The sequence below is a fragment of the Saccharothrix sp. NRRL B-16348 genome (genome assembly GCF_001280085.1).
GTDB lineage: Bacteria > Actinomycetota > Actinomycetes > Mycobacteriales > Pseudonocardiaceae > Actinosynnema.
The window spans coordinates 1-13,487 of sequence record NZ_LGED01000203.1; the positions used below are offsets into that span (position 1 = coordinate 1).

Below are 13,487 nucleotides of genomic sequence, written 5' to 3' on the forward strand. Positions count from 1 at the left end.
CACCGGCGCCGACGTCCTCGCACCCACCAAACCCGCCTGGACCGACACCAACGGCCGCGTCTACACCAGCGACGCCGACATCGGCCCCGACGGCAACCGCCAACCCAAAATCCCACCCAACGGCGAATGGCAAACCCACCACCCCGACGGCACCACCACCAAAACCGGCGACGACGGCTACGCACCCGGCACCAACGACACCGACAAGACCGACCACACCGACGCCGATGGCGCGGCGGATCGCGGCGATGTTGGCGACAACCCGGACAACGACAACCCCAAGGACGACCACAACGACCGGGACGACGACGACTCGTCGCCAGTCGACACGTCCAGCCCGGAGTACGAGCGACAGCGCGAGCAGGACTTCGGGGAAGTCGCCGACCGGAACCGCGAACTGCGTGAAGAGGGTGCCACCAACGTCCAGGAGATGAACGGTGGCACCGACCCCGACCTGGACGTCGAACGCAGGCCGAACGAACGCGCGCTGACCACCATGCGCTTCCGCCCCGATGACGGTGGTGCCGCTTCCGACCTGCACGGCTACAGCGGCAAGTCGCACGACTGGCCGCCCGCCGACGAGACGGCGGAGCGCCCGCCCAAGAACCGTCGACTGTTCGAGGACAAGGAAGCCGGTCCGTACGACGCGGACTCGCCGACCGGGCGCAGCGAGCGGACGTCGCCGCGCACCAACGACTCCGAGGTGAAGTTGCTGGAGGAGCTCACGCGGCAGCAGTTCGAGTCGCTGAGCGGCCTGTCCCGGCATGAGGTCGACGTGGCCATCCAGCGCGCGTGCAAGGACGTCGCCAACGACATCAAGTTCGGCCACAAGGAGTACCCGGATCACCTCGAAGGGGAGGTGGAACGGGTCAGGGACCGCGTGGAGAAGACGATCGAGCACCTCAACAAGATCGCCGAGCGCAACGCGGCGCGCGACGGCACCGACTACACTCCGTTCACCGTCGAGGACATCAAGGGCGACCTCCGACTGGTGGTCGACCTGCCCTCCGGTCGCAACGATCCGCTCGAAACCCAGATCTGCCAGTCCTGTCAGGACGTGATCACGCAGTACGAGGCGGTGTTCCCCGGCGTCCGCGTCGAGGCCCGCAACCTGGCCCAGGAGAACCTCATCTGATGAACCCCGAAGACCAGCAGGCGGTGGATGCGATCCGCGCGACGTTCGACCGGGTCGTGTCCGAAGGGCTGCGGGCCGAGTCCGTGGAGGGCGCCTCGGACGCGGAGATCGACGCGATGGCCGCCGCCCAGGGCGTGGACCGGGTGCCGACCGCCGTGCGCGAAGTGCTGCGGCGCATCGGCGTCAAGAACGGCTTGTGGCTGGGCGGCACGGCGCTCGGCGTGCACAAGATCGGTGAGAAGCAGAAGCGCAACGCCCTGGCGACGCTCGCCCAGCTGGGCGAGAACCCGTTCGCCGCCGCCGGGGAAATGCTGGTCCTCACCGAACACCAGGGGTACACCTACGACGTCGTGGACGGCGCGGACCTCGACAAAGCCGACCCGCCGGTCTGGGTGATCTCCGAAGGCGAGTACGCGAAAGTGTTCTGGCCGAGCGTGTCGAGCTGGTTCGAGGGCAACGCGCCCAGCGTCGCGGAGTACCGGTCTCGGCTGCGCGTGATGCGCCAACTCGGGAAGAAGCGAATGCCGCTCTGGGCCGCCGACATCCGCGTCGACTGAGCCCGTGCCTTCCGGGACGACAGGAGGGGTCGTCGGCCGCCGCTGGTCAGGACTGGCGGAACGTGGGAGTGGGTCCAGTGAGCGGTTATTCGGAACGGGGCACCGGCGAGCACGGTGCGCTGCAGGCGGCGTTCGACTCGTTGCAGGAGCGGGGCCGGCACGCGAGGGGCAGCTCGTACCGGTTCGACCTCTGATCCACCAGGTGGACCCGGTGGTGTCCGCCGGCCTGGGGACTCACCCAACCGGACCACGAGGGCGGGTCGTGGCCGTTAAGATCAGCCCACCGTGTCCGGGGGGATCCAGAGGGGTGTTCGACGCATGAGCCAGCCAGCCACACCGCTGACCGAGCAGGAGCAGAACCAGCTCGTCAAGCAGATCGGCCGCGCCATGCTCCCCGCCCTGCCGCCGGGGTGGCAGCGCATCCGGGCGGAGTACCGGGCGGCCGGTCGGCACATCGAGGTGGACCTGGCGTTCGCGGGCCCCGACGGGCAGTGGCGGCCGGTGCGCCCGCCCATGGACGTGGTGCAGCTGTTCGGTCAGCTGCGGGCCGGGATGTACGAGCCCGTGCGCGGCACGTGGCTGAGCGCGGTGTACGAGATCGAGGCGCCGGCCGCGTTCTCGGTCGACTTCAACGCCGACGACGAGCCGCGCTGGCGCAACGCGCCGCCGGTGATCGGCTTCCAGGACGAGCTGCGCACGTTCCCCCGGCAGGACGAGCGGATCCCGGCGTGGCTGCGGCAGCGCGTGGGTCTGCCGCCGCTGCCCGAGCCGGAGCCGGAGGCCGCGCCTGACCGGCAGGACGGCGAGCTGCGCACCGCGCACGTCTACGACGGCCGTGACGAAGAGGGCCGCCCGGTGGTGAACCGGCAACTGCTCGACCCGCAGCTGGCCGACGCGCTGCTGACCTACCTGGAGGGCGCACCGGTCGTGCTGGCCGCGCGCAACCTGGACGTGGACGAGTTCATCCCCGGCGACCAGGACGTGCCGCTGAACTTCCGCACCGACGGCGCCTGGATCTGGGCCGGCGCGGTGCCGCACTACCTGCGCAAGCACGGCCTCCCACCGGAGCCGGACCTGGTGGCGCACATCGTGGCCCGCGGTTTCCGGCTCGACGAGGTGGACGAGGCGACCCGGGAACGCGCGGTCACGTTGATCACCGGCGAAGCCTGACCGGCAGGACGCCGCGATTTTCAGCCGTCGCACGACCGCACGCGTGATTCGCACGTGCAACCCCCTCGGGTGACCTCCTCCCGCGAATGAGGCCCAGGTCACCATGCCCGACCTCGAATGTTTACGTAGAGTCGCTAGATGTGCGCACTCTGTCGACGCAGTCCGACGATCGGGCTACCTATGCGCACAGAAGCGCACGCTCGGGATACCCTGTGCGCATGAGTCCCGCGCTGGAGGCGGTGTTGGCCAAGGCAGGTTTGCAGGTCACCCCCGACGAGTTCCTGTCGCTCGTGGCCGACGCGGCGAAGAAGCTGGCGCCGCCACACCCGGACCCGGCGAGCTACTTCCCACCCGACCAGCGTGACGCGCTGGAGGACGTCGGGCTCGACCTGAGCCCGCACCGCGTCGCCGACGACCAGGGACGCGCGCGGACCGTGGTGGCGCACGCCGTGCTGCGCGACTCGGCGCTGACCGTCGCCGAGGCCGCCCGGCAGCTCGGCGTGGACACCAGCCGCATCCGGCACCGGCTCGGCGTCGGCCGCCTGGTCGGCTGGAAGGACCGGGGCAGCTGGCGGCTGCCCGCCTGGCAGTTCGCGGGCCCCGGCGTGCTGCCCGGGCTGGAGGCCGTGCTCGCGGCCGTGCCGCCGGACCAGCCCGCGCTCGTGGTCGCCGGGTTCATGACGACCGATCAGGAGGACCTGGTGGTGGACGGCGCGGCGACGACGCCGCGCGAGTGGCTGCTGGCCGGCGGCGAGCCCCGCCGCGTCGCGGCACTGGCCGCGCAACTGGGCACGCCCGCCTGACGGTCGAACCCCTGTCGCCGAGAACCTTGGACACGCATGTCACGGCTCCCCCAGCCGCCCTCTCCCGCTGTGCTCCAGGCGAACCTGCGCCGCACCGAGGACGTCGTGGCGGTGCACCGGGCCACCCGGTTGGTGCGCATCTTCGCCGCGAAGGGGCTGCACCCCCAGCGGTGGAACAGCTTCCGCTACACCGGTCCCCTGCCGCACGCCCGGTTCGACACCCAGCCGCCCGGCCCTGACGGCTCGCCGACGCACGCCCACGACCAGGGGGTGCTGTACTTCGGCCTGACCGTGCGGACGTCGGTGGCCGAGGTGTTCCAGGCGACGTCGGTGGTGGACCGGCGGACGCGCAGCCCGTTCCTGGTAATCCTGCGGCCGCGCCGGACGCTGCGGCTGCTCGACCTCACCGGCCTGTGGCCGACCCGGGCGGGCGCGTCGCAGGAGATCAGCGCCGGGCCCAAGGCGATCACGCAGCAGTGGGCGCGGGCGATCCGCGCGGCCTACCCCGAGCTGGACGGGCTGTGGTACCGCTCGTCGATGGACTCCGGCGACCCGGCGGTGTGCCTGTGGGACCCGCCGGGCGGCACGGGCCTGCCCGCCTCGCCGGACGTGCTGCTGCCGTTGGAGCACCCCGGCCTCGACCTGCCGCTGGCGCGGGTGTGCGAGGAGCTGAACTACACCCTGCTCGGCTGACCGCGCCTGCGCGGCGCCGGGAGGAACCGGCCGTACCTGACCTCGGGCAGCTCCTGGTCGCCCAGCTCGTAGCGGTGCACCAGCCCGTCGTGCCGCCAGCCGTGCGACTCGTAGAACCCGCGGCTGCGCGCGTTGTCCTGGAACACCCACAGGACCGCGTACCGGAACCCCTGGTCCATCAGGTGGCGCAGCCCGGCCTCGTGCACCTCGTGCCCCGCGCCCTGCCCGTGGTAGCGCGGGTCGGCGTAGATCGCCACCAGCTCCCCGGTGTGCAGGTCGGGGTGCGCGTCCGTGGTCTCGCGGACCGAGTCGACCGCGCAGTAGGCGCCGATCCGGCCGGTGCTCTCGTCGACCGCGACGAACACCCGACTGGGTTCGGGCAACCGCAGCACGCGCGCCCACGCCGGGAGCCTGCTCTCGGGCAGCATCCGGTCCAGCACCGGGTCGTCCACTATCCCGCGGTACGAGTGCTGCCACGCGTCCACGTTGATCCTGGCGATCTCGGGCGCGTCGTCGGGCCGTCCGGCCCGCACGGTCCACTGCATCCGGTGAGAGTGCCGCAACGACGCCGCCGTCCGCTAGCCATTGGCCCAACCCCGCCGGGGCGCGCCCGCGCACAGGTAGCCCGTGTACACCTGCTTCTTCGCCCGGAACCGGGTGAACCGGAACCGGGTGGGGTCGAGCTCGTGGAACCGGGTGCGCACGACGTCGTCGTACAGCTGCTGCGAGATCACCAGCACGAGGTCGTCCTCGGCGGTGGCCGCCAGCGCGTCGCGGACCACCTTGGCGTCGAGCAGCCGGCACGTCACGATCGGGGCGTCGCCGACCAGCCCGAACGCGCCCGCGGTGAGCGGGCCGCAGTGCATGGCCACGCGCATCCGCAGCGGCGTGCCCGCGCGGCGCAGGTCGGCCAACGCCTCGGCGAGCTGCCCGGTGAAGTGGGCGACCACCCACGCGGTGTCGGCGTCGGTGGGCAGCACGGCCAGTTCGCCGTCGCCGCTCACCTGCCGGTACCACAGGTCGCGGTCCAGCCCGGCCTTGCGGGCGGCCACGTCCAGCACGTCGCTCAGCCGCGACTGGACCAGCGACTGGTCCAGCGCGTCGAGCTTGCTGTAGCCCTCGACGTCCACGGCCACCACGAGGCGGTAGACCAAGCCGTGGAGGGGCCTCACCATTTCCAGCGTCACACGAGGAGCATCGCCCCGGTCCGCGCCCGGAAGTAGGGCGAACACCGGGTTTCCTGTTTCACAGTTCGGCGATCTTCCGCAGCACGTCCCGGTCCACGATCGTGGTGGTCCGGTACCCCATGGTCAGGACGCCCCGGTCGCGCAACGTGCGGAACTCCCGGCGAGCGGTGTCCTCTTCCACTCCGACGAGCGACCCGATCTCGCCTTGGGTGAGGTTGAGCTTCAACGCGATGCCGTCGACGCCTTGGTGGCCGTAGGCGTCGGTGAGGTACGCCAGCACGCGGGCCAGCCGCACGGACGCCGGGTAGCCGTTGAAGTCCATGCGCCGCTGCTCGCCCCACTCCAGCGTGCGCAGGATCATCTTGTCCAGGTCGAAGTGCGCGGCCGGGAACCGGGTGAGGTAGTCGGTGAACTGCGCCGCGCTGATCACCCGCGTGCGGGTGTCGACGCACGCGGTCACGGTCGCCGAGCGCGGCTTGCCGGTCAGGAACGCCATCTCCCCGACCAGGTCGCCGCCGACCTTGACGTTGAGCAGCGCGACCCGGCCGTTCTCCAGCGTCACCGTGGCCTTGACCAGGCCTTGGAGCAGCAGGATCACGTGGTCGGACCGCTCGGACTCGCGCACGAGCGCGTCGCCGCGCCGGAACACCTTCGGCACCCCGAGGCCCAGCAGTGCCGCGCGACCGGCGTCGGACACCGTCTCCAGGTACGTGCCGGTGGGCCAGCCCGATGGGATCACCATCTCGTTCGACCTCCTCCGCAAGGGACCAGTGTGCCGCTCGCGGAGGAGGTGGATCCGGGATTCCGACTGGTTTCGGGCCAAGTGGCGGTGTCAGGCCCAGTCGCGGTCAGGCCAAGTGCCGGTGTCAGGCCAGGTGGCGCGCCCACCAGTCCAGGACGGCCTCGAACCGCTGCGCGCGGTGGCGCGGCTTGCCCGAGCGGGTCAGCTCGTGGCCCTCGCCCGGGAACACCAGCATCTCGGCCTCGACGCCGTTGCGGCGCAACGCGACGAACAGCCGCTGCGCCTGCTCCAGCGGGCAGCGCCAGTCGTGCTCGGAGTGCACGACCATGAACGGCATGGAGATCTTCTCCGCGTAGGTCAGCGGGCTCATCGCGCGCTGGGTCTCCAGGCTCGGCCCGCAGTAGGCGTCGGCGAAGAACCAGCCGATGTCCGACGAACCGGCGAACGAGTCCCACGCGTTGACGGCGCGCTCGCTCCACGCGGCGCGGAACCGCTCGCCGTGGTGCGCGGCCAGCCAGGAGGTCATGAAGCCGCCGTAGGAGCCGCCCATCACGCCCACGCGGTCGGCGTCGAGGTCCGGGCGCTCCAGCGCGACGTCGAGCACGGCGAGGACGTCGTCCACGTCGACCGTGCCGAACCCGCCGATCACGGCCTGGCCGTGCGCCTGGCCGTACCCGGCGGACCCGCGCGGGTTGGGCAGCACGACCGCGTAGCCGGCCGCGGCGTACACCTGTGCCTCGTCGAAGAAACCCCAGCCGTGGTACATGAACGGGCCGCCGTGCACGGCCAGCACCACCGGGTGCGGCCCTTCGCCCTCGGGCAGCACGAGCCAGCCGTGCACCGGGTAGCCGTCCGGCGCGGCGCCGGTCAGCTCGACCGACGGCCGCAGCGGCACGGTCGAGCCGAAGTCGGTCAGCGTGCCGCCGCCGACGAGCTCGACCTCGCCGGTGTTGTCCGCGGTGGACACCACGGCCACGACCCGGTCGCCGTCGGCGGCGAACGACTTCACCTCGGCCTGGTCGCCCGCGAGCAGCTCGAGGTCGGCCAGCACGGCGTTGTCGGCGTCCAGCGGCACGCGGCGCAGCTCGACCGCGCCCCGGTGGCGGACCGCCACGAGCACGCCCGAGTCGGTCACGACCGGCGCGCCGGCGGCCTTCTCGCAGTCCACCGTCTCCATGTCGGTGAGCCGGGTGAGCCGCTCGCCGTCGAACCGCCACAGGCTCATGTTCCGGGCGATGGCGGCCGCGCGCGGCGCCTGCTCGGGCGAGTAGAACAGCACGCCGCCGTCGGGCAGCGCGACCGGGTGCGCGGCCCAGCCCGGGGTCTGCACGACCAGCTCGGGCTCACCGCCGGCCGCGGGCACGCGGTAGACGTCGTTGTTGAACGTCTCGGCCGCGCCGAGGTCCCGTTCGGCCAGGAACAGCACGGCCTCGCCGTCCGCGGTCCAGGCGGGCTCCGCGGCGGAGAACGTGCCGTCGGTCAGCTCGACCGGCTCGGCGTCGGCGTCGAGCGCGTCCACGGCGAACAGCCGCGAGTGCCGGTCGGCGGTGAAGCCGACGTCGTCCAGCCGGTAGTCGAGCCGGGTGATGCGCCGCGGCGCCTCGGCGTCCGGCGTCGGCGCTTCCCCGCCCTCGACGAGCGGGGCCCCGTAGCGACCGGCTTCGGGAACCCGCGCGGTGAACGCAATCCGCCGCGAGTCCGGCGCCCACACCGGCGCGCCCGCGCCGAGCTTCAGGTCGGTGAGCGCGCGCGCCTCGCCGCCGTCGGCGGGCATGACGTGCAGCTGCGGCGCCTTGCCGCGCGCCGTGACGCGCAGGAACGCGACCCAGCGGCCGTCCGGGGAGATCCGGGGTGCCAGGTCGCGTTCCGCCCACGTCCACCGCGTCGTCCCGCTGCCGTCCAGGGCGACGCGGTGCAGCCCGCCCCGGTAGGCGTTCGCGGCGACGTCCGGGGTGGAGACGTTCACCAGGACGAGGTCCCCACGCACCGACACGGAGCCGGGCTGGGTCAACGACTTCAAGTCATCGGGGCGCACGCTTCAGCACGTTACCCCAACGATTATTAGCAACGCTTACGAGATTTTGACGCTCACAGATGGTCACTGGGAGCGGGAACGTGCTTCACCGACTCGGGGTTCCGCCGCACCTTGACCAGGCTGGCGATGGTGGTGATGGCCAGCACGCCCACGATCACCGACAGCGACACCTCGATGCCGATCGTCGGCACGTGCAGCGGCTCACCGCCGTTGAGGAACGGCAGCGAGTTGGTGTGCAGCGCCTCCAGGATCAGCTTCACGCCGATGAAGCCGAGGATCACCGACAGGCCGATCGACAGGTACACGAGCTTGTTCAGCAGACCGCCGAGCAGGAAGTACAGCTGCCGCAGGCCCATCAGCGCGAACGCGTTCGCGGTGAAGACCAGGAACGGCTCCTTGGTCAGGCCGAAGATCGCCGGGATGGAGTCGAGCGCGAACAGCAGGTCCGTGGTGCCGATGGCGACGATGACGATGAACATCGGCGTGACGAACCGCTTGCCGTCGATCTTCACGAACGACTTGCCGCCCTGGTAGCTGTCCATCACCGGGTACAGCTTGCGGACGACCCGCAGCGCGACGTTCTCCTTGTACTCCTCCTTCTCCTCTTCCTCGTGGTCGGTCCGCGCCAGCTTGTAGCCGGTGTAGATGAGGAACGCCCCGAAGAGGTAGAAGACCCAGCTGAACTGCGCGATGACCGCCGCGCCGACCGCGATGAAGATGCCGCGCATGACCAGCGCCATCAGGATGCCGATCAGCAGCACCTTGTGCTGGTGGATCGCGGGCACCTTGAAGGTGGTCATGATGATCAAGAAGATGAACAGGTTGTCGACGCTCAGCGAGTACTCGGTGATGTACCCGGCGAAGAACTCGCCCGCGTAGACACCACCGGACCAGAGCCAGATGCCGAGGCCGAACAGGACCGCCACACCGACGTAGAAGGTGACCCACCGGGCGGCTTCGCCGATGGTGACCTCGTGCGGTTTGCGGTCGACGATGAAGAGGTCGATGGCCAACAGGACCATCAGGCCGGCAATCGTGGCGAACCACAGCCACACGGGAACAGACATCGACTAACCTCCGGTGCATCGCGCGCACGCCAATGACCGGAGGTCTCCTCCGCCGGCTTGAACGACCGACCGGCGGCACCGGGAACCTCACGCCAGGCTCCGTGCTGACGACACCGCCGCGAGGGAGTACTCCCCTCCACGCACCCACAGTCTCACGCATGAGTGCGGTTCCGCGCCAGCGGAGGTGATCAGAGGCACCCGACCGGGGCGGAACCGGTCGGTTCGGCTGAGAGCGCGAGGCGGTGCTGACAGCCCGTTCTCAGCTAATCACGCCTATGGTCAACTCCGTGGCCTCCCTCAACCGCCTCCGCGGCAGGTGGTCGCTCCCCGCGCTGGTCGTGCTGGTCGCCCTGGTGGGCGCCATCGTGGTCTTCACGCGCCAAGGGGACGACCCCGCCCCGGTGAGCACCCGCGACGCGGTGATCGACGTGCCGGAAAGACCGGACAGCGACCGCACCGTGCAGATCGACACCACCCTGTACCTGCCCGAACGCACACCCGCGCCCGCCGTCCTGCTGCCGCACGGCTTCGGCGGCAGCAAGGCGAGCGTCGCCTCCCAGGCCACCGAGCTGGCCCAGCGCGGGTTCGTCGTCCTGACCTACTCGGCGCGCGGCTTCGGCCGCAGCACCGGCCAGATCGCCCTGAACTCGCTCGACCACGAGGTCCGCGACGCGCAGAAGCTGCTCGACTGGCTGGCCACCCGTGAAGAGGTCGTGACCGACAGCGCCGGAGACCCGAAGATCGGCGTGACCGGCGGCTCCTACGGCGGCGCGCTCGCGCTGTCGCTGGCCGGCGTCGACCCGCGGGTCGACACCATCGCCCCGGTCATCACCTACAACGACCTGGCCCAGGCGCTGCTGCCGAACTCGGCGCGCGCCGAGGGCGTGCCGACCGACACCCCGGCGGCGGGCGCGTTCGCCGACGGGGGCGTGTTCAAGCGGTCGTGGGCGGGCATCTTCTTCTCCGCCGGCCTGTCCGGCGCGGACGCCACCAACCCCGGCCAGGAGGCCACCGAGCCTGGTCAGGAGGACGACGACGCCCAGGGCGTCGACAGCGCCGCCGCCGCGGTCACCACGCCGCCGCAGCTGGGTGGCGACAACCCCCGGCCCGTCGGACCGCTGAACGGCGCGTGCGGCCGGTTCCAGGCCGACGTGTGCGCCGCGTACACCGAGGTCGCGACCACCGGCAAGGCCGGGCCGCAGACCCTGGAGGTGCTGCGCCGCGCGTCGCCGTCGGCGGTGACGAACAAGATCACCCAGCCGACGATGCTGGTCCAGGGCGAGCAGGACACCCTGTTCGGCCTCGACCAGGCCGACGCCAACGCCCGCCAGATCGCCGCGAACGGCGCGAAGGTCAAGGTCGTCTGGTACTCGGGCGGCCACGACGGCGGCTCGCCCGGCCCCGAGCTGCGCGGCCAGATCGCCGACTGGATGGCGTTCCACCTGGAGGGCAAGGGCGCCGACCCCGGCACGAGCTTCGAGTACACCGTGGTCGGCGCGTTCCGCAGCAGCGGGACGCCGTCGTTGCGCAACGTCATCGCGCCGAGCTACCCGGGCCTGAACGGCTCGGGGGGCGTCGAGCGCCGCGACGTGCCGCTGACCGGCCGCGAGCAGGTCGTGGTCAACCCGGCGGGCGGCAACCCGGCGGCGGTGTCCAGCCTGCCCGGCCTCGGGTCGGTGGTGGCGCGGTCCAGCTCGCTGTCGTCGCGGCTGTCGATCGACCTGCCCGGCCAGGCCGCGGTGTTCCAGAGCGAGCCGCAGACCGCGCAGACGCTGCTGACCGGCGCGTCCACGGTGCGGCTGCGCGTGGCCGCCGTGCCGGGCCAGCCGGTGCCCGCCGAGGGCGCGGTGCTGTTCGTGAAGCTGTACGACGCCGACGCCAGTGGCGTGCGGACGCTGCCCGGCTCGGCGGTCGCGCCGGTGCGGGTGACCGACCTGCCGGCCGACGGCACGCCGGTCGAGGTGACCGTGACGCTGCCCGGCGCGGTGCGCCCGGTCGAGGCCGACCACCGGCTGCAGCTGGTCGTGTCGACCACCGACATGGCGTACTCGAACGCGCCGGAGCCCGCCGCGTACCGGATCTCGCTGGCCTCGGCCGCGCTGTCGGTGCCGGTGGTGCCGGGCGTGAACGCGACCAGCGAGGTGCCGACCGGCGCGCTGTGGGGCATCGCGATCGTGCTCATCATCTGCGTCATCGCGGGTGTCGTCGCGTGGTTCCGCCGCAGGCTGACCGCCGACGTCGACCCGGAGCTCGAGTCGGTGCCGCTGGTGATCGAGAACCTGAGCAAGTCCTACCCCGGCGGGTTCGTCGCGGTGAAGGACCTGTCGTTCCGGGTGGAGCACGGCCAGGTGCTCGGCCTGCTCGGGCCCAACGGCGCGGGCAAGACCACCACGCTGCGCATGCTGATGGGCCTGATCCGACCCAGCGAGGGCGGGATCAGGGTGTTCGGCCACCGGATCAGCCCCGGTGCGCCGGTGCTGTCTCGGATCGGGTCGTTCGTCGAGGGCTCGGGCTTCCTGCCGCACCTGTCCGGCGCGGAGAACCTGCGGCTGTACTGGGCGGCCACCGGCCGTCCGCTGGAGCAGGCGCACGTCGAGGAGGCCTTGGAGATCGCGGGCCTGGGCAACGCCGTGCGCCGGCGCGTGCGGACCTACAGCCAGGGCATGCGGCAGCGGTTGGCGATCGCGCAGGCCATGCTCGGCCTGCCGGACCTGCTGGTGCTCGACGAGCCGACCAACGGGCTCGACCCGCCGCAGATCCACCAGATGCGCGAGGTGCTGCGCCGCTACGCCGCGGCCGGGCGCACCGTGCTGGTGTCGTCCCACCTGCTCGCCGAGGTCGAGCAGACGTGCACGCACGTGGTCGTGATGCACAAGGGGTCGCTGGTCGCGGCCGGTCCGGTCGACGAGATCGCGACGGGCGGCGGCGAGGCGAGCTTCAAGGTCGACCGGCCGGACGAGGCGGCCACCGTGCTGAAGAGCCTGTCCGGCGTGCACGACGTGCACGTGGACGGCGAGCAGGTCCACGCGAGCCTCAACGGCACCCCCCGCGCGTCGGCGTTGCAGGCCCTCGTGGCCGCGGGCGTGGCCGTGGACCAGGCCGGTCCACGCCGCCGGTTGGAAGACGCGTTCCTCGAGTTGGTGGGCGAATGAGCGAGAACGGTGTGCACACCGATCCGGCGGCGATCTCCGATCTGACGGACGCCGCGACGGCCGAGCACTCGTCGGTCGCGCCGGACGGGTCGAAGGTCGGGTACCGGGCCGGGCGGACGTTGCCCGTGCGGGTGGAGCTGGTGCGGCAGTTGCGCCGCAGGCGGACGCAGTTGGTGCTGGGGTTCCTGGTGCTGCTGCCGTTCATCCTGGTCGTGGCGTTCGAGCTGGGGCAGGCGTCGCCGAACCGGCGGTCGGGCGGGTTCGTCGACCTGGCCACGGCCAGCGGCGTGAACTTCGTGATCCTGACGCTGTTCGTCAGCGGCAGCTTCCTGCTGCCGATGATCGTGGCGCTGTTCTTCGGCGACACGATCGCGAGCGAGGCGTCGTGGTCGTCGTTGAAGTACCTGCTGGCCGCGCCGATCCCCCGGCACCGGCTGCTGCGGCGCAAGGCGCTGGCGTCCGGGCTGATGTCGGTGTTCGCGCTGGCGCTGCTGCCCGCGGTGGCGCTGGTCGTCGGCGTGATCTGGTACGGGGCGGGCGAGGCGGTGTCGCCGACCGGTGAGGCCGCGTCCTTCGGCGCCAGCGTGTACGGCGTGGCGCTGGCCGTGGTCTACATCTCGATCCACCTGTTCTGGGTGGCCGGGCTGGCGCTGTACCTGTCGGTGTCCACGGACGCGCCGCTGGGCGCGGTGGGCGGCGCGGTGCTGGCGTCGATCGTGTCGCAGATCCTCGACCAGATCACCGCGCTCGAAGGGCTGCGGGACTACCTGCCGACGCACTACGCGCTGGCGTGGGCGGACCTGCTGTCGTCGGACGTCGACTGGTCGCAGATGGCGAAGGGCACGTTCTCCGCCTTGGCGTACGGCGCGTTCTTCACCTTGCTGGCGGCGCGGAAGTTCGCGCGCAAGGACATCACCAGCTGAGATCCGTCAGCGGGAACGGCGCA

Annotated in this window: 11 protein-coding genes and 1 pseudogene; 7 read left to right on the forward strand and 5 right to left on the reverse strand. The window is 71.5% G+C overall.

Annotated elements, in window-relative coordinates:
* The 5 genes and pseudogenes from ADK67_RS52680 to ADK67_RS22675 form a co-directional block, all read left to right on the forward strand.
* Positions 1 to 1,135 (forward strand): annotated as a pseudogene (locus ADK67_RS52680) (hypothetical protein); the annotation flags it as partial.
* Entirely contained in the window at positions 1,135 to 1,692 is a 558-nt protein-coding gene (locus ADK67_RS22660) for a hypothetical protein (protein WP_053718488.1), read from the forward strand. The pseudogene ADK67_RS52680 and the gene ADK67_RS22660, both read left to right, overlap by 1 nt.
* A gap of 318 nt (positions 1,693 to 2,010) precedes the next feature.
* Entirely contained in the window at positions 2,011 to 2,862 is an 852-nt protein-coding gene (locus ADK67_RS22665) for a hypothetical protein (protein ID WP_053718489.1), read from the forward strand.
* A 218-nt stretch (positions 2,863 to 3,080) separates the two neighbouring features.
* Positions 3,081 to 3,665 carry a hypothetical protein gene (locus ADK67_RS22670; protein ID WP_053718490.1) on the forward strand — a complete coding sequence of 195 codons (585 nt, stop codon included), beginning with the start codon at positions 3,081 to 3,083 and terminating at the stop codon, positions 3,663 to 3,665.
* Between the two features lie 36 nt (positions 3,666 to 3,701).
* Positions 3,702 to 4,358, forward strand: coding sequence for an RES family NAD+ phosphorylase (locus ADK67_RS22675; RefSeq protein WP_053718491.1), 657 nt, complete (start codon positions 3,702 to 3,704; stop codon positions 4,356 to 4,358).
* Here ADK67_RS22675 and ADK67_RS22680 read toward each other — a convergent pair.
* The 5 genes from ADK67_RS22680 to ADK67_RS22700 all read right to left on the reverse strand — a co-directional run bounded on the left by ADK67_RS22680 (position 4,340) and on the right by ADK67_RS22700 (position 9,389).
* Positions 4,340 to 4,903: a GNAT family N-acetyltransferase gene (locus ADK67_RS22680; protein WP_053718492.1), complete on the reverse strand. Its 564-nt coding sequence runs from the start codon at positions 4,901 to 4,903 to the stop codon at positions 4,340 to 4,342. The two genes, ADK67_RS22675 and ADK67_RS22680, sit on opposite strands and share 19 nt — an antisense overlap.
* Before the next feature lie 33 nt (positions 4,904 to 4,936).
* Entirely contained in the window at positions 4,937 to 5,533 is a 597-nt protein-coding gene (locus ADK67_RS22685) for a hypothetical protein (RefSeq protein ID WP_053718493.1), read from the reverse strand.
* A gap of 70 nt (positions 5,534 to 5,603) precedes the next feature.
* A complete protein-coding gene (locus tag ADK67_RS22690) occupies positions 5,604 to 6,287 on the reverse strand; it encodes a Crp/Fnr family transcriptional regulator (RefSeq protein ID WP_053718494.1) in 684 nt (227 codons plus the stop codon).
* A gap of 124 nt (positions 6,288 to 6,411) precedes the next feature.
* Complete coding sequence (locus ADK67_RS22695; RefSeq protein WP_053718495.1) at positions 6,412 to 8,322, reverse strand: S9 family peptidase; 1,911 nt, start codon at positions 8,320 to 8,322, stop codon at positions 6,412 to 6,414.
* Positions 8,323 to 8,375: 53 nt separating this feature from the next.
* Positions 8,376 to 9,389 (reverse strand): TerC family protein, encoded by a 1,014-nt coding sequence (locus ADK67_RS22700; protein ID WP_053718496.1) that lies wholly within the window; start codon positions 9,387 to 9,389, stop codon positions 8,376 to 8,378.
* Positions 9,390 to 9,664: 275 nt separating this feature from the next.
* On the opposite strand from ADK67_RS22700, the gene ADK67_RS22705 reads away from it, so the two are divergent.
* Together ADK67_RS22705 and ADK67_RS22710 are read left to right on the forward strand one after the other, a co-directional pair.
* Positions 9,665 to 12,541 carry an alpha/beta fold hydrolase gene (locus ADK67_RS22705; protein ID WP_053718497.1) on the forward strand — a complete coding sequence of 959 codons (2,877 nt, stop codon included), beginning with the start codon at positions 9,665 to 9,667 and terminating at the stop codon, positions 12,539 to 12,541.
* Positions 12,538 to 13,464, forward strand: a complete 927-nt coding sequence (locus ADK67_RS22710; RefSeq protein ID WP_053718498.1) for an ABC transporter permease — start codon at positions 12,538 to 12,540, stop codon at positions 13,462 to 13,464. The genes ADK67_RS22705 and ADK67_RS22710 overlap by 4 nt, the downstream gene beginning before the upstream one ends.
* Positions 13,465 to 13,487 lie beyond the last annotated feature (23 nt).